This is a genomic window from Pantoea sp. SJZ147, from assembly GCF_007828605.1.
Taxonomy (GTDB): domain Bacteria; phylum Pseudomonadota; class Gammaproteobacteria; order Enterobacterales; family Enterobacteriaceae; genus Pantoea; species Pantoea allii.
Genome location: NZ_VIVB01000019.1, coordinates 16,835 through 29,432, shown reverse-complemented (window position 1 = coordinate 29,432; position 12,598 = coordinate 16,835). Strand labels below are relative to the sequence as shown.

Here is a 12,598-nt window from a genome sequence, read left to right as displayed (position 1 = left end):
TTCGCACTATAACCGCTATTTAAATTCATTTCCCCCCAAACGTGAAAGGGCTGATAGTCACCTCTGCTTTTCCCTGTTTAACCTGCTCCCCCCACTCTACAGTGAATCGTTTTATCTGCCTGTCATCCACCCACACGCCAGCATACGTAAGGCTGTCGAACAGCGCTTTCTGGTAGTTATCAAGGTCGCGATGGCGCTTGTCAGGCGGGTACAGCAACACGGTAACTTCAACGTTCACTGTAATGGGTTGAGGGCGGCGCTTGAGCTGCGTAAGGATGGCTGCGATTGCGTTGGAACGAAAAGAGCGCCCGGAGGCGCTAATTTTCATACCTGTACTCGTTGCCCGCCAGTATCCGTTAACGCTTGGAGGAAACGGTAAAGTTAACTTCATGCAGCTTGTCCTGTGTCGCCTATAAGCTCTTTGACGGCACCACGTAACATGCGCACATTGTCCCAGCAGCTACGGTCTGTCTGCTCCACCAGCTCAAGGAATTCGCGAACCGTGCATGGCTTCACCAGACGAACTTCAATTAAAACAGATGCGAATCGCCGGAAGTTGAAACTCTCCTCATCTGGCCCTTCAAAATTTTCTGCCACCCAGAGCTTTAGCTCAAGGTCGTCCTGATGCTCCTGAATGATGCGCTTCGCCTTCTGAATAGTGTCAGGTGGGACTACCATCACCTCTGGCTTTTCGACAGAATCAGAAGCCCATACGTGGGCATATTTCGATTCACTGAAGGTGTATTCGTGTTTCATACCGAATGCGGCCACAGCACATGCCATTGTTTCAACGCCGCTTTGCTCAAGGATATCGACTCGCTTTAGCGGTAACTCTTCGCCGCCCTGCTGTTCCTGGACCATTTCCGGCTTCAAATCTTTTTCAGTGCCGGGAATGCCTTCACGGTATTCAGCCAGGATAGACATGATCTCATCGGTGTAGCTTGAATTGTGATAAAGCGCTGTAACGCCATCCTCTTCGTCACCTGACTGAGCATCGCAAAGCAGTTCCACCAGCCGACGAGCCTTGACAGCACTGAACTGGGGCATCGCGGCGGCTTTGGTCAGTTTCTTTTTGCCCGCGGCTTTTGCTTTTTGCATCTGCTGCTGAGCGACAGTTGATGCCTTTGCGCCATGCTCACGCTGCAGAGCAATCGCTGTGGTGGCTGCTACCTCGCCGGACTTGACCATATCAATCAGCCCGTCGCCTACGGTCAGAAGCTGCAGGTGCTGTTCAACGTCAGTAACTGAGCGCTTTACCTTCTTCGCTATCTCTGCCGGTTCCCAGCCCTGATTAACCAGGCGCTGATAAGCTGCGGCTCTTTCCAGCGGAAGTAACGCCCTGCCCTGGCTGCTTGTCACCATGAAGGCGATGCGGTCTGCTTCACTGCCAACGAAGTCTTTGCACTCAAGGCGCAACTCGTAGCCAGCTTCCTGAGCCAGCTTGGCACCAAAGTAACGGTGATGACCATCGATAACCTTGATGCCATGCTCAGTGACCTGAACCGCCAGCGGCGGAACGTGTTCACCAGCGATAAACGCATCACGGAATTCCTCAACGTGGGCCTGGTCTGTCTCACGAACGTTGTAGCCAGGCTCAACGTAGAGCTCATCAACGCCTAACAGGTAGGTTTTGCGCGTGGTGATGTCGGTTTCAGTATTTTTCTTGTCGTCGTAAACGCGGGCTAATGTGCTCATGCTGTTTGTAACTCCCAAACCAGATAGATAATCAGTAACAGGATGATCACCAGCACTTCCGGCAATGACCTGTAGAAATATTCGTGTTCTTCAAAGTGGCGCTTAAGGGCTGGTTTCATTGGTGAACCTCCCACTGCCAGTAATCGCTAATTTTCCCACTGTCGATGCCGCTGTAACGGCTGCAGCGTAAAGCGCCTCTGGCCGCGCACTTATCGCTGTTGGCTTTTGCAACCTGCCGGTTGTGCTCAAAGGTGGCCGTCATCATCGCGTTTAACCAGTTATGGCTGGCACGAAGCCACAGGCCCTTGCTTTCCAGTTGAGTCGCAGTCTGAACCGATTTGAGATAATCCTCGTTTTCTTCAGGTCGAGGCGCGGTGTTTACCGTAAACAGCCACTTCTGATTGCGAATCAGGATGAGCTGCTCGCACATCTGAAAAACGGCAGCGCGGGCTGTTGCATATTTGATGCCCGTCGTTTCGCTGATGCGCTTCATGCTCATGCCGCCGTGAGTGCGTAGGCATTCAAGAATAATTTCATCGTGTTCCATGAATCCCCCTTAAGCGCCACGGAAGCCTGGCGGCGTCTGGCTGTCTACTGGTGGTAAGGCGGTTACGTCGCGCATCCACTTGCCGTTGATGCATGGCGGACGTCCGGCGCGGTCCCACTTCTGGGCTGAACTGAGATAACCGGGAAACTTTCCAGGACGGAATATTGTTTCTGGCCGAACGTACTCGCGCATCTTCGCGTCGTCAGACCATTTGGCAATGGTGTAATCCACAGTGAGGATCAGCTCTTCTGCGGTGAAGTCTTCAGACAAGCGTCCACGGATTGGCCCGAGTGATGATCTGGATTTCTGGTAACGCAAACCCGCCGCACGATTCAGGTGCTCAAGAACACGGAAAGCATCGTCAGAAGATTCACTGTCGGGTTTCGCAGAAACCGGACAAGAGTCTTTACCTGTAATCTCTGTAGTATTCTCTGTTGTATTCTCTGTAAGATGAGGGCAATTTGCCCCGATGGATGAGGGCATGTTGCCCTGTTCGATTGGTGCAGGTTGCTCCATTCGATTAGTGCAATTTGCATTCTTCGATGAGTGCAAATTGCCCTCATCGGTCAATAAAGGGCTGGCGTGGTTAATTGCGTAATAATTAGTCCGATCATGCTGAGATTTCTTAAGCTGCTCTACAAAAATCAGGTCACGCTTTTTCAACGAAGTCAGTGCACGTTTTACGGTGTCTGAGGACCAGAAAGGAAACTGATTAGTCCACTCTTCAATGGTGTTATAAACCCAGCGTTTCCCCTCATATTCAACGCCAGATGTGGTGTCTTCCAGCCAGTAGCAAATTTGCTGCAGCACAATGGCTTCATTCAGGCCAATACGGCTGGCTAACTCAGGGCTCACCACAAGCGGCTTAACTTTAAGCAGTAAACTCATGGTGATACCTTCTTAAACTTCTGACTGAACAACACACGCGGAAGCATGCACTGATGCGGGTAGTTAGGCCGCATGAAGATCACACGGTGATTGACCGTATCAACCCCAACGGTAGTAACCTTAACGCCGCGATTATCCTTGTAGGTTTCAACCCACGGTTTAATGACTTCAGTTTCCATTGATGGCCCCCACTTCAACCGGGCGACGATAGAACTCAGCCCAGGCAGATTCGACTACCAAACGAGAAACAGACTGGTAGTTGTTGGCCTCATCGGCGACGGGTATGATTTGCTCATAGACAGGAACGCCAGCCTGATAACGGCAGCGGAATTGCCCTGACAACGGTTTCTGATTTACAATGCTCATGCGATGAGTCTCCACACACGTTGATTTACTCGCACCGAACGCCCTAGGCTGCAACCCGGGGCGTTCACCTTTTCTGACCCCTGCTAAATCTGTTATCACTTCAAATGTCCTGCGCTTCGAACTGCATTCCGGCAACATCGGCCTTCCTCCCGCCTGTTACAAACACGTCCACGGCGTGATCTGCTGTGCCTGCGCTGAAAAGTGCGATAAGCCCAAAGAATCCGTGTACCTGATGGCTGATTTTTTTACGGAACAGCGCTGACAAGGTTTTGCGTTCGTGATGATCGATGACGCCATCTGCCATAGCTGCAATCTGTGCTGTTGCTAACTCACCCTCAGCGGCTTTCGCTTTCAGTTGGGTATCAAACAAATCAACCTTGTCCATTTCGCGAGCGGCCTTGATGTCCACCAGCAGCATTCCATGACGAACTGCCATGAACTCAGCAACGCAACAGGTGCCGGTCAGGACTTCCATTTGCATCAGCTCATCCAGTGTGAAGAAGCGACTGCCGCATTTGCGGTACAGATGGTTATGAAACTGATCGATACTCATGCCTAAATCAGCAGCCATACCTAAGCGGCCGTGCTTATGTGCTTTGCACATCTGGCGTACTGCCTGGTTAATCGTGTCTACCATTTCGCTATTCCTTGGGTAGTTATGTTTGTGGTGGTTTAGTTCTAAGCTGACTTTCTAGCAGGCAGCCCGTCTTTCGCGTTTGGGTAGATATCTGGGCGCAGTTGATGCGGTGTTACTGTCCACCCACCCCATTCACACAATGGGATCACTCGCTCAGGAGGAACTCGGTTTTTAGAGACCCAATTAGCAACTGACTGGACAGAACTGAAACCAAAACGCCTGGAAACTTCCGACATTGACCCAACTGCCTTAACAGCTTCCTCGCTAATATTTTTGAAGCTTTGATGCATGACTCATTCCTCAATAGTGGGTTGAATTCGATACTACTTAAAGTAGCAATAATATGCAACTTAAAATAGAAATGACAACTATGCTTTGTGCGCTTAATCTTCCACTTATGGTGGAAGAAGCTAAATACAAAGACTTTGCCGTCAGGCTTAACAAGTCTCTTCAAGCGTTATCGCTTGGGGTCAAAGAACTATCAGAATTCAGTGGCGTCTCTTATGAGATGGCGCGACGTTACACTCTGGGCACAGCTAAGCCGAGGGATGAAAAAATGCTGAAGATTGCTGAGAAGTTGTCTGTCTCGCCTGCCTATCTTGATTACGGGGTGTCTGATGGGTTTGATAGGCCGGAGAAAGGCACAGTAAGGATCAAGCAGTTTGATGTTCATGCGTCTGCTGGACACGGCTATATAAATCACCCCTTCCCTACGGTAATAAGCTCAATAGAAATCCCTGACGAGCGTGTTTACGAGTTGTTTGGCAGAAAAACATTAGATGGAATTGAGCTTATTAACGTTGATGGCGATAGCATGATGCCTACTCTCAGCCCCAGAGACTTGTTGTTTATTGACAGGAGCATTGATCACTTCAACGGTGATGGGGTTTACGTATTTAATTTTGAAGATTCGACATTTGTTAAAAGACTTCAGAAAGTTAAGGGGCGTAGGCTGGCCGTTCTGTCAGATAATGAAAACTACCCCCCTTTTTTTATTGAAGAAAACGAAATGTCTGAGCTATTTATTTTTGGAAAGCTTATCAGGTGCTTACCTCTTAAAATGCTTGATTTCGGCTAGTAACTAACAGATTAAGACCGGCGAAAGCCGGTTTTTTTTCGTCCAAAATTCATGCACATATTTCAAAACTACCTACAACTCGAATCTTTTCTACTTTTTGTTGTTGCATTTATCTACTTAAAGTAGCTATATTCTACACATCGGTTCCGCGTTGTTAGCTGAAAAGATGACGTGATGTGGTTGCCGTGAATGGAAAGAGAGAGTGTTGTGCTTGGCGGTTACTCCGGGGCTTTCATCCCATAAGGAGAGCGAAGGTAATGTTCACCCGGTTTAACCGCGTTTTTTAATTATTTTTGAGGCTGTCATGAAGAAAATTAAACACAGTAAAGTTATCCGTCGCGTCATGCGCAATCAGTTCTACACAATGGCTCGTGAATCTTTAGCGCTATACGGAAATCATCGCCATGCAAGATGGCTGATGCGTCAGGCTCGCTCTTACTTTTGAAAATTGCCCGCCTGCGGGCACAACGATGAGAGCATTTGGCGGGCGCACCAGGCCGCGCCACAGAGGCGCTGAGTGTTCTCTTCGTTGTGACATGTCACAACAACCTTCAAGTGTGGAGGCACGGCTCTGGGTTGTTGCAGTAACCCAGCAGCCAATTTACTAAATCCCAAAAGTTTTTATTGCCATCTTCGGCAAGGGATTAGTGCAACTAAAAATCGTGTGTGGAGATGAAAATGAGTACTGAAAACAATATTGCTAACAGCCTTTCTGCTGCTATTGCGGCGCACTGCTCTCAATTCGAACAGTCACCTGAATTCGCTGAAATGGTACGCAAGCACGTTACCAGCCTGTACGAAGAAGCCATCAAAGACACGTTCCGCTGGGGAGACTTCCCGAAATCGGTAAAAAAGGCTTTAGAAGAAGCGTTGCCAGCCAACATCAGCGAGCTAGTCGATCTGCCTCGCTATAACCTACTGATGGCAAAAGAACTGGCTGCTACGTGGGAAGGAAATGCCGTATCTGAACGCCTGGTCACATCTATGCGCGAACATGTGCTGGAGTTTATTAAATCCCATGAGGTGCCGAAATTCATCAAGGCTTCTGATCTTTGGGCCGCTTTCATTGAAGATCACGTTGAAGAAGCTACGCAGGAGGGATGGGAAGCACCATCAGTGCTCATGACTTACAGCGACTATGGTTCTTTTATGGTCGGGCTGGAAAAGCAACCAGAGCAAAGCAGTAGCTACAACAGCCGTTCTCGCAGTAAGAACCATGCAATCGAGTTCGAAAACAACCTCTATTTTACTAAACAAAAAGCATACGAAGACCGCGAAACTGTTGATGTGTTGCACGATGGAAAGCCTGTATGGCGGCTTTTTTCCGGCGCGCTTGAGGGCGATGCGCTGGGCAAGAAGGTTCACCAATTTCGTGGGAATTTCGAAAAATTGGTAGCGGCGCTTTACTACGGAGACAGCCTGCTAGTTTTGGACGCTGATGAGGCTGACGAAATTTATTATCCGGGGGCTTATTAATGCACAAGCCTGACGACCCTATCACCGTTGGACGTATCACCCTGCCCTATAGCCATCTGCTCAATGGCTGGCTGATGCCTGACGGTACCGTTATCAAAAACCCTATCAGGGCGCAGAACGAAGCTGAGCGCCTTAACGGCAACATCGTTCTTCACTGAGGGCCACCAGCATGTTATCGAATAAATCAAACAAAGAGCTTGTTGAAGCCGGCCATCAGTTCGCTAAAGCGCTTGATGCTGATATGCCACTTACTGAAATCGCAAAGCTTGTCTCTGCCCTTTCTACTCGCCTGGAGTGTTCAATCATCCGTGGCAATGAATTGCAGCAGAAGCTGGATGCGTTGGCGGCGGAGAATGCGGCTAAAGATTCGGCAATCAATGAGGTTTTGAGGAAGCGCCCGGGTGGGGTGTATTTCAATAAATGTGAAGAAATGCTTTTGAATGCTATGAATGCCCCACTCACCGAAGCTTACCTTAACTCGGCGCGGGCGGAAGGGGCTATCGCGGTGAGAAATGCGTTAGTGCTGGCTGATGATGGATCTGACATTTACGCAATAGCCACTGATACTGCCGAGCAACTCAGCTCCGGCACCCATGACACTGCGGATAAGGCGGGTTGATATGATCCACTACCATGGTGGTCCAATCACGCCGGACGTGGCTGCGTTAAAGGCATGGCGAGGACGGCACGCTTTTATCTCTTTCGCTCATAGCGATCAGATAAGTCTGGCGTCTGAGGTGTGCCAATCATTTGCAGTTGATAATGGCGCGTTCACTGCGTGGAAAGCAGCTGGTAAAAACAAAATCGACTGGAAAGACTACTACGAGTTTGTTGCCGTCTGGAAGAATCACCCTGGCTTCGATTTCGCCATCATTCCTGACGTGATTGATGGCGGTGAGGATGAGAATGAGGCTCTGCTGAATGAGTGGCCCCATGGTGATTTTTACGGCGTTCCCGTTTGGCACATGAATGAAAGCGATGATCGCTTTATCCGACTCTGCAATGAGTATCCGCGCGTTGCTATAGGAAGTTGTGGTGAGTACGACGTCAAGCGACCTAACCTGGCCGTGTCGCGCATGAAGGACTTAATCAGGCATGTGACCGACGCAAAGGGCCAGCCAGTAGCAAAGCTTCATGGGTTGCGAATGCTGAATCCGCTCATCTTCACTAAGTTGCCTCTGTCGAGTGCTGACAGCACCAATGTTGCGCGAAACATCGGCATTGATAAAGCCTGGTCTGGCGCTTATTCGCCGGCTTCGAAAGAAACACGCGCATCCGTTCTGGTTGAGCGAATTGAGTCTCATAACTCACCGGGTTCACTTATTTACTGTGAAAAACGTGATCGCATGTCTTTCCAGTTACCTTTGGAGGTTTAACCATGACAACTAATTCCCCCAATCCAGTTGATGGTGATGTGCAGGCGCTGATTGAGCGATTAAACAGGATTGCTGCAAGACTTAAATGGAACAACGTTGGCTATGCGCAGGACGTACTTAAAGCTGTTGATTTACTCACCACCCCGCCCGCTCAGCTCTTGCGCCCGGTGGAGTTGCCAGATGAAGCGCCGAACGCTTTAGTCGCACTTTGTCAGCAGATGTACGACTACAAATTCACAGGTCAAACTGTCGCTCATGATGTATGGCAGGATTGCCTGGATGAATTGCACCTTAACGCCACCGCACAGCCTGTAAGCGATGGGTGCAAGCTTCCAGAAGGTTGGAAAATGGTTCCTATTGAGCCAACAGAAGAAATGATGATCGCTGGGTTTGAGTCTGAGCCTGATGAGAGTTTTAGCGAAGAGGCTGAGTGGGAGAAATATCAAGCGATGAGCGGCTGTCAACAGGCTAAGCATCGCGCTCGCTTGTGCTGGGATGCCATGCTGGCAGCAGCGCCGGGAGGTCAGTAATGGAACAGCCAATTCTGGACATGTGCTGCGGCTCGAAAATGTTCTGGTTAGACAAGAACGACAGTCGTGCAGTTTTCGCTGACATTCGCAAGGAATCTCATGTCCTTTGTGATAACCGGGCCTTACATATTAACCCGGACATAATCGCAGACTTTCGCGCTTTGCCGTTCCCTGATAACAGCTTTGCACAGGTAGTGTTCGACCCGCCTCACCTCGACCGCGCTGGCGAAAATGGCTGGATGCGAAAGAAGTATGGCGCACTTGATAAGCAGACATGGCGGGAGGATATCCGCTCAGGATTCAGCGAAGCTTTTAGAGTGTTGCGGCCACACGGCACGCTGATATTCAAATGGAACGAAACTCAGATACCTGTTAGCCAGGTAATAGCTCTAACCGACCAGAAACCTACAATCTGGCAGCGCACTGGCAAGGGTGACAAGACACACTGGGTTCTGTTTTTAAAGGAGGCCAGCAATGCGTGAGCACCCAACCATCAATGATGCTGCTAAGAAAAAATATTTAGCGAAAATTCAGAAGCTGATGCGCCTGGCAGAAAACACCAGTAGCCCTGCTGAAGCTGCTAACGCTCTTTCCAAAGCTCAAGCCTTTATGAAAGAGCACGGGCTAAGTGAGACAGAAGTAATCTTCTCTGAAATATCCACCAGCGAAAGTAGAAGTTCACCGAGCAATGCGGAGAAGTTGCCTGAGTACATGACAATTTTAGCAATGACTATAGAAAAAGCTTTCGCTGTAAAGTGCCTTGTTAGTTGGCGTTTGACACCAAACCACAATTATAAACGGGTAGTTAAGTTTTATGGCCTGGATGGACGCGATGTGGCTGCTGCATACATTTTTGATGTTTTGACGCGCCAGATAAAACAGGCGAGAAAACAGTTTCAAAATGACCACTGCGGCAGATATATACCAAAACATAAAGCCAAATTAGCTGATGAGTTTTGCAAAGGTTGGGCTTCCGGTGCTTATCACGCAGTTGAGGGGTTGGTGATTAGTGAAGAGCATCAATCAAAGATGTCTTCTTACGCTCAGAAAATTAAAGAGGATGGCGTAGGTGAAGTTAAAAGTCGTAATGCAGGCGGTGATGATAATTCATATGCCGCTTACATGGGCTTCAGGGAGGGTTCAAAGGCAAAGGTTTATCATGGGGTGGATGGTTCATCTGAGCAGACGAAAATGATTGGATTGGGGTGATTGACAATGCCTAAATCCCCCGCTGAACGCAAAGCAGTGCAGCGCGCCAGACAGGCCGCTGCAGGTGTCAGAAAGCTGGAGATTGTTCTCGATGAGCAGGAACTGGCGATGCTGGAGCAGAACTGCGCCGACCGCCGCCCAGGGCGTGAGCCCTACGAAATTGCAGAGTATATCGCTCTGCTTATCCGACAGGACGATGCGCGGGTCCGTAGCCGGTTCAAATCGATGGGTAAACGCAAGTGCGGTAAGTGTGGTGATTGCCTGCCTGTGCAGGATTGCCCACTGAAAGAAGAGTCAGCCTGTTGGGTTCGTTTGGGCTGGCATGAAACGAAGTTGGTTATAGCGCCGTGATTCGTCACGGATTTTTAAACCTGTTGCAGCGGGAGTGTGTGGGGTATGAACCAGAGCAATAACGAAATTATTTCTGACGCCGACATTGAACAACTGACAGGCTACAAAACCCCGTCAAAGCAATGTCAGTGTCTGAAGAATGCTGGAATATTTTTTATGGTACGCAGGGATGGAAGACCGCGAACCACTTGGCAGCATTTCAATGATCCACTGGCATCACGTAAGCAGCCCGCCAGTGGCATGAATGAGCCAAATTTTGGAGCATTAGACTGATGGCAGGAGTTAGAAAAAACAAGGAAGATAACTGGTTACCGCCCCGAGTGTATCGGGGCCGTGCTGCTTACGAATTTAAGCCTAAAAACGGCGGCACAGTGAGACTATGTGATATTGAAAGCACAAAGGCTCAGGTCTGGACCGCATACGAAGCTCTTATCAACGAGCGTAAGCGCGAAGACGCTTTCGAAGGGCTTACAGAATCGTTTTTTAACTCACCAGACTTTTTCGAATTAGCCAGAGAAACTCAAAAAGACTATCGAAAATACTCTGTTAAGGTTCTCGCCGTTTTTGGGAAAATGCCTCCTGATTCAATTAAGCCGGAGCATATCAGAAAATATATGGATAAGCGCGGTCTGAAAAGCCGTGTTCAGGCAAACCGTGAGAAGGCATTTATTTCACGTGTTTATCGTTGGGGTTACGAGCGTGGACTGGTAAAGGCAAATCCTACTAAGGGCGTTAAACAGTACAAAGAGAAGTCACGTGATCGTTATGTAACGCACGAGGAATATGCTGCCCTGTATAGCCTCGCTTCGCCCGTTGAGAAAATTGCCATGGAACTGGCCTATTTATGCTTGGCAAGGCAAGCTGACGTCCTCTCTATGAAGAAAACTCAACTCGTTGAGCAAGGCATATTGATCAAGCAAAGCAAAACTTCAGTCGCTCAGATTAAGGGCTGGAGTGAAAGACTACGTTCTGTAATTGCCCTTGCAGAGTCATTACCACTGAACAAAGGAATGAGCAGTATTTTTATAATCCACCAACCTTCCGGTGCCGGTTATACAAGAGATGGCTTTAATGCCAGATGGAGGAAGCTGAAGCAGGAAGCAAAGGTGAAATTCCCTAATATTGATTTTAATTTTACGTTTCACGATCTGAAGGCAAAAGGAGTTTCAGACTTAAACGTTGATATCTACGAGAAGCGGGCGATTTCGGGTCACAAGAATGTTGAACAGACAGCACGATATGACAGAAAAATCGCAGTAGTGCCTGTGGTCGGGGCTGAGCTGGAAGCACTTCATGTTCCGAAGCCATCTTCTGAAAAACGGAAATAAAAACAAAAAACCGCCCAAAGAGGCGGCTTAAACGACATTGCTACTACTTGATTTTATTGGTGTTTCAATATGGTGCCCGGGGCGGGACTTGAACCCGCACGACCTTGCGATCGAGGGATTTTAAATCCCTTGTGTCTACCGATTTCACCACCCGGGCGAGGTATAACTGGAGGCGCGTCCCGGAGTCGAACCGAGGTACACGGATTTGCAATCCGCTGCATAGCCACTCTGCCAACGCGCCTAAAACTGATATGCTGCCAGGTTGTCCTGACCTGCTAATTTGGAGCGGGAAACGAGACTCGAACTCGCGACCCCGACCTTGGCAAGGTCGTGCTCTACCAACTGAGCTATTCCCGCATCATCTCACCATTCAGTTTGCTGCCTGCTGAAGGGGTCGATTTTTACTACGTTTCATCGAACTTACTGATTTTTCTTAGCTTCTGCAGCAGTGCTGCCGTTCGATGCGATGCATTCTACTGAGATGACGCGATGAGTCAATAAAATTATCCCCACATTGCGTCCGTTTGCTGCTTTTTAAATCGTATCGATCACGGTTCGAGCAAATCCCCACGCGCGGCACTCAAATACTGGAACATTGACCAGAAAGTCAGCACTGCAGCAATGTATAACGCAACAACACCTACGCCGACGACCATGCTGTCCGGACGCCACAGCAAGGCAAAAAGTGAGAACATCTGGGCAGTCGTTTTCACTTTACCAATCCAGGATACGGCGACGCTGCTGCGTTTGCCAATTTCCGCCATCCACTCGCGCAGCGCAGAGATAATGATCTCTCGCGCAATCATCGTTGCAGCCGGCAGGGTGATCCACCAAGCGTGAAAGTACTCCGCAACCAGCACCAGAGCAATGGCTACCATAACTTTATCGGCAACAGGATCGAGAAACGCACCAAAGCGCGTGGTCTGCTTCCAGCGGCGCGCCAGAAAGCCGTCGAACCAGTCAGTTACGGCTGCGACAATAAAGATTAACGCGGTAACCAATGGCGCCCAGTGGAACGGCAGATAGAAAGCCAGCACAAAGAACGGAATAAGAACGACGCGAAACAGGGTAAGACAGGTCGGAATGTTAAATTGCATATGCTGGTAACTGTCTGGAT

General features: G+C 49.1%; 21 protein-coding genes and 3 tRNA genes. 11 read left to right on the top strand and 13 right to left on the bottom strand.

What is annotated here, in order from left to right; translation table 11 throughout:
- Positions 1-25 precede the first annotated feature (25 nt).
- The 9 genes from FBY13_RS22365 to FBY13_RS22330 all read right to left on the bottom strand — a co-directional run bounded on the left by FBY13_RS22365 (position 26) and on the right by FBY13_RS22330 (position 4,423).
- Positions 26-391, bottom strand: a complete 366-nt coding sequence (locus tag FBY13_RS22365; protein ID WP_145395180.1) for a RusA family crossover junction endodeoxyribonuclease — start codon at positions 389-391, stop codon at positions 26-28.
- The gene (locus tag FBY13_RS22360) at positions 388-1,695 is read right to left on the bottom strand and encodes a chromosome partitioning protein ParB (protein ID WP_145395179.1); all 1,308 of its coding nucleotides are present in this window, start codon (positions 1,693-1,695) and stop codon (positions 388-390) included. Before FBY13_RS22360 ends, FBY13_RS22365 begins: the two co-directional genes overlap by 4 nt.
- Complete coding sequence (locus FBY13_RS23830) at positions 1,692-1,814, bottom strand: hypothetical protein (protein WP_255474528.1); 123 nt, start codon at positions 1,812-1,814, stop codon at positions 1,692-1,694. Before FBY13_RS23830 ends, FBY13_RS22360 begins: the two co-directional genes overlap by 4 nt.
- Positions 1,811-2,242: a PerC family transcriptional regulator gene (locus FBY13_RS22355; RefSeq protein WP_145395178.1), complete on the bottom strand. Its 432-nt coding sequence runs from the start codon at positions 2,240-2,242 to the stop codon at positions 1,811-1,813. Before FBY13_RS22355 ends, FBY13_RS23830 begins: the two co-directional genes overlap by 4 nt.
- A gap of 9 nt (positions 2,243-2,251) precedes the next feature.
- Positions 2,252-3,130 (bottom strand): conserved phage C-terminal domain-containing protein, encoded by an 879-nt coding sequence (locus FBY13_RS22350; RefSeq protein WP_145395177.1) that lies wholly within the window; start codon positions 3,128-3,130, stop codon positions 2,252-2,254.
- On the bottom strand, positions 3,127-3,309 hold the full coding sequence (locus tag FBY13_RS22345) for a DUF4222 domain-containing protein (RefSeq protein ID WP_145395176.1): 183 nt from the start codon (positions 3,307-3,309) through the stop codon (positions 3,127-3,129). Before FBY13_RS22345 ends, FBY13_RS22350 begins: the two co-directional genes overlap by 4 nt.
- On the bottom strand, positions 3,299-3,496 hold the full coding sequence (locus FBY13_RS22340) for a hypothetical protein (RefSeq protein WP_145395175.1): 198 nt from the start codon (positions 3,494-3,496) through the stop codon (positions 3,299-3,301). The genes FBY13_RS22345 and FBY13_RS22340 overlap by 11 nt, the downstream gene beginning before the upstream one ends.
- A gap of 100 nt (positions 3,497-3,596) precedes the next feature.
- On the bottom strand, positions 3,597-4,133 hold the full coding sequence (locus FBY13_RS22335; protein WP_145395174.1) for a YmfL family putative regulatory protein: 537 nt from the start codon (positions 4,131-4,133) through the stop codon (positions 3,597-3,599).
- A gap of 41 nt (positions 4,134-4,174) precedes the next feature.
- On the bottom strand, positions 4,175-4,423 hold the full coding sequence (locus tag FBY13_RS22330; RefSeq protein ID WP_145395173.1) for a YdaS family helix-turn-helix protein: 249 nt from the start codon (positions 4,421-4,423) through the stop codon (positions 4,175-4,177).
- Between the two features lie 53 nt (positions 4,424-4,476).
- On the opposite strand from FBY13_RS22330, the gene FBY13_RS22325 reads away from it, so the two are divergent.
- From FBY13_RS22325 to FBY13_RS22275, 11 genes are all read left to right on the top strand, one after another.
- Positions 4,477-5,211: a LexA family transcriptional regulator gene (locus tag FBY13_RS22325; RefSeq protein ID WP_145395172.1), complete on the top strand. Its 735-nt coding sequence runs from the start codon at positions 4,477-4,479 to the stop codon at positions 5,209-5,211.
- Positions 5,212-5,889: 678 nt separating this feature from the next.
- Positions 5,890-6,687 carry a hypothetical protein gene (locus FBY13_RS22320; RefSeq protein WP_145395171.1) on the top strand — a complete coding sequence of 266 codons (798 nt, stop codon included), beginning with the start codon at positions 5,890-5,892 and terminating at the stop codon, positions 6,685-6,687.
- The gene (locus tag FBY13_RS22315; protein WP_145395170.1) at positions 6,687-6,845 is read left to right on the top strand and encodes a DUF1317 family protein; all 159 of its coding nucleotides are present in this window, start codon (positions 6,687-6,689) and stop codon (positions 6,843-6,845) included. Before FBY13_RS22320 ends, FBY13_RS22315 begins: the two co-directional genes overlap by 1 nt.
- Before the next feature lie 11 nt (positions 6,846-6,856).
- Positions 6,857-7,306, top strand: a complete 450-nt coding sequence (locus FBY13_RS22310; RefSeq protein ID WP_145395169.1) for a hypothetical protein — start codon at positions 6,857-6,859, stop codon at positions 7,304-7,306.
- A 1-nt stretch (position 7,307) separates the two neighbouring features.
- On the top strand, positions 7,308-8,063 hold the full coding sequence (locus tag FBY13_RS22305; protein WP_145395168.1) for a hypothetical protein: 756 nt from the start codon (positions 7,308-7,310) through the stop codon (positions 8,061-8,063).
- 2 nt (positions 8,064-8,065) lie between these two features.
- Entirely contained in the window at positions 8,066-8,593 is a 528-nt protein-coding gene (locus tag FBY13_RS22300) for a hypothetical protein (RefSeq protein WP_145395167.1), read from the top strand.
- Positions 8,593-9,075 carry a class I SAM-dependent methyltransferase gene (locus FBY13_RS22295; RefSeq protein WP_145395166.1) on the top strand — a complete coding sequence of 161 codons (483 nt, stop codon included), beginning with the start codon at positions 8,593-8,595 and terminating at the stop codon, positions 9,073-9,075. Before FBY13_RS22300 ends, FBY13_RS22295 begins: the two co-directional genes overlap by 1 nt.
- Positions 9,068-9,802 (top strand): DUF2786 domain-containing protein, encoded by a 735-nt coding sequence (locus FBY13_RS22290; RefSeq protein ID WP_145395165.1) that lies wholly within the window; start codon positions 9,068-9,070, stop codon positions 9,800-9,802. The genes FBY13_RS22295 and FBY13_RS22290 overlap by 8 nt, the downstream gene beginning before the upstream one ends.
- Before the next feature lie 6 nt (positions 9,803-9,808).
- Positions 9,809-10,153: a hypothetical protein gene (locus FBY13_RS22285; protein WP_145395164.1), complete on the top strand. Its 345-nt coding sequence runs from the start codon at positions 9,809-9,811 to the stop codon at positions 10,151-10,153.
- A 45-nt stretch (positions 10,154-10,198) separates the two neighbouring features.
- The gene (locus tag FBY13_RS22280; RefSeq protein WP_145395163.1) at positions 10,199-10,426 is read left to right on the top strand and encodes a DUF4224 domain-containing protein; all 228 of its coding nucleotides are present in this window, start codon (positions 10,199-10,201) and stop codon (positions 10,424-10,426) included.
- On the top strand, positions 10,426-11,481 hold the full coding sequence (locus tag FBY13_RS22275) for a tyrosine-type recombinase/integrase (RefSeq protein WP_145395162.1): 1,056 nt from the start codon (positions 10,426-10,428) through the stop codon (positions 11,479-11,481). The genes FBY13_RS22280 and FBY13_RS22275 overlap by 1 nt, the downstream gene beginning before the upstream one ends.
- 70 nt (positions 11,482-11,551) lie before the next feature.
- On the opposite strand, the gene FBY13_RS22270 is transcribed toward FBY13_RS22275, so the two are convergent.
- The 4 genes from FBY13_RS22270 to pgsA all read right to left on the bottom strand — a co-directional run bounded on the left by FBY13_RS22270 (position 11,552) and on the right by pgsA (position 12,578).
- Positions 11,552-11,638: transfer RNA gene (locus tag FBY13_RS22270), tRNA-Leu, on the bottom strand.
- A gap of 10 nt (positions 11,639-11,648) precedes the next feature.
- Positions 11,649-11,722 (bottom strand) — tRNA-Cys (locus FBY13_RS22265).
- A 40-nt stretch (positions 11,723-11,762) separates the two neighbouring features.
- Positions 11,763-11,838: transfer RNA gene (locus tag FBY13_RS22260), tRNA-Gly, on the bottom strand.
- A gap of 191 nt (positions 11,839-12,029) precedes the next feature.
- Positions 12,030-12,578 (bottom strand): CDP-diacylglycerol--glycerol-3-phosphate 3-phosphatidyltransferase, encoded by a 549-nt coding sequence (gene pgsA / locus FBY13_RS22255; protein ID WP_063879010.1) that lies wholly within the window; start codon positions 12,576-12,578, stop codon positions 12,030-12,032.
- Positions 12,579-12,598: the final 20 nt, after the last annotated feature.

Bases quoted from the DNA above. Each gene is read 5' to 3' on its own strand.
- FBY13_RS22365 (WP_145395180.1), bottom strand. From the start codon at position 391: ATGAAGTTAACTTTACCGTTTCCTCCAAGCGTTAACGGATACTGGCGG.
- FBY13_RS22360 (WP_145395179.1), bottom strand. From the start codon at position 1,695: ATGAGCACATTAGCCCGCGTTTACGACGACAAGAAAAATACTGAAACC.
- FBY13_RS23830 (WP_255474528.1), bottom strand. From the start codon at position 1,814: ATGAAACCAGCCCTTAAGCGCCACTTTGAAGAACACGAATATTTCTAC.
- FBY13_RS22355 (WP_145395178.1), bottom strand. From the start codon at position 2,242: ATGGAACACGATGAAATTATTCTTGAATGCCTACGCACTCACGGCGGC.
- FBY13_RS22350 (WP_145395177.1), bottom strand. From the start codon at position 3,130: ATGAGTTTACTGCTTAAAGTTAAGCCGCTTGTGGTGAGCCCTGAGTTA.
- FBY13_RS22345 (WP_145395176.1), bottom strand. From the start codon at position 3,309: ATGGAAACTGAAGTCATTAAACCGTGGGTTGAAACCTACAAGGATAAT.
- FBY13_RS22340 (WP_145395175.1), bottom strand. From the start codon at position 3,496: ATGAGCATTGTAAATCAGAAACCGTTGTCAGGGCAATTCCGCTGCCGT.
- FBY13_RS22335 (WP_145395174.1), bottom strand. From the start codon at position 4,133: ATGGTAGACACGATTAACCAGGCAGTACGCCAGATGTGCAAAGCACAT.
- FBY13_RS22330 (WP_145395173.1), bottom strand. From the start codon at position 4,423: ATGCATCAAAGCTTCAAAAATATTAGCGAGGAAGCTGTTAAGGCAGTT.
- FBY13_RS22325 (WP_145395172.1), top strand. From the start codon at position 4,477: ATGCAACTTAAAATAGAAATGACAACTATGCTTTGTGCGCTTAATCTT.
- FBY13_RS22320 (WP_145395171.1), top strand. From the start codon at position 5,890: ATGAGTACTGAAAACAATATTGCTAACAGCCTTTCTGCTGCTATTGCG.
- FBY13_RS22315 (WP_145395170.1), top strand. From the start codon at position 6,687: ATGCACAAGCCTGACGACCCTATCACCGTTGGACGTATCACCCTGCCC.
- FBY13_RS22310 (WP_145395169.1), top strand. From the start codon at position 6,857: ATGTTATCGAATAAATCAAACAAAGAGCTTGTTGAAGCCGGCCATCAG.
- FBY13_RS22305 (WP_145395168.1), top strand. From the start codon at position 7,308: ATGATCCACTACCATGGTGGTCCAATCACGCCGGACGTGGCTGCGTTA.
- FBY13_RS22300 (WP_145395167.1), top strand. From the start codon at position 8,066: ATGACAACTAATTCCCCCAATCCAGTTGATGGTGATGTGCAGGCGCTG.
- FBY13_RS22295 (WP_145395166.1), top strand. From the start codon at position 8,593: ATGGAACAGCCAATTCTGGACATGTGCTGCGGCTCGAAAATGTTCTGG.
- FBY13_RS22290 (WP_145395165.1), top strand. From the start codon at position 9,068: ATGCGTGAGCACCCAACCATCAATGATGCTGCTAAGAAAAAATATTTA.
- FBY13_RS22285 (WP_145395164.1), top strand. From the start codon at position 9,809: ATGCCTAAATCCCCCGCTGAACGCAAAGCAGTGCAGCGCGCCAGACAG.
- FBY13_RS22280 (WP_145395163.1), top strand. From the start codon at position 10,199: ATGAACCAGAGCAATAACGAAATTATTTCTGACGCCGACATTGAACAA.
- FBY13_RS22275 (WP_145395162.1), top strand. From the start codon at position 10,426: ATGGCAGGAGTTAGAAAAAACAAGGAAGATAACTGGTTACCGCCCCGA.
- pgsA (WP_063879010.1), bottom strand. From the start codon at position 12,578: ATGCAATTTAACATTCCGACCTGTCTTACCCTGTTTCGCGTCGTTCTT.